A 754-nucleotide genomic window follows, 5' to 3' on the forward strand; every position below is an offset into this window, starting at 1 on the left:
GTAACGTTGTGACGCTCGACAATGGCGACACGGTACAAGTTACCAGCCCTGAAGATGTTCATGTAGGCGATGGCGTTGAAATCGACAAAACCTACACTTTCGATAACGGTGCAGAAGGTGAGGAGTATTAATCATGAGTTATTATCGTGAGCTTCAACTGATTGAAAATGGTCAGTGTCCCTGCTGTGAGAATACGCTGATCATTGGTGAAGATGATCAGTACCTGTGTAAGAGCTGCGATATCTCAGTGGAAAAGCCTGAACAAAAACGCGGCCTGTCTTACCGTGGTAAAGTGTGGGTGGCGATGATCATTTCCTGCCTGCTGGTGTTCGGTCTGTTCTTCGCTGGTTCAGCGATGGCGATGCAGGTGACTGGCTTCCTGACTGGTCAATTCAATCAGAACGGCGATAACATCTGCGTGTATAACGCGATGGGTCACAACATCTATCAGAACGTAGGCTTTCGTATCTGTCCGTTAAGCATTACTACTGATATTTAGTACCAGACTCAAGGCCATTGTTTAGTGGCCTTTATGATTGGTGCTTGCCTCTAAGTTACATGATTCCTCAGTCTGATCCACTGATAATCATGACTCTATGCTCAGTCCCGTCCAACCGTTATGTGGGTTCGGTTGTAAACATCAACTCCACTCATCTTTGTAGAGGTTGTCACATGAAAGAATTAGCTATCACTATGGAAATGATGCCGGTTGATGCTTTTATCGCTATGCCGGATTACTTCGCTAACCGCAACG

The 754-nt window shown here is 45.9% G+C and carries 1 protein-coding gene; it reads left to right on the forward strand.

The genetic code is table 11. The features are described from left to right. Positions 1 to 133 precede the first annotated feature (133 nt). Positions 134 to 499: a hypothetical protein gene (locus N1032_RS25075; protein ID WP_259543281.1), complete on the forward strand. Its 366-nt coding sequence runs from the start codon at positions 134 to 136 to the stop codon at positions 497 to 499. Positions 500 to 754 lie beyond the last annotated feature (255 nt).

The organism is Herbiconiux daphne (genome assembly GCF_024979295.1).
GTDB lineage: Bacteria > Actinomycetota > Actinomycetes > Actinomycetales > Microbacteriaceae > Herbiconiux > Herbiconiux daphnes.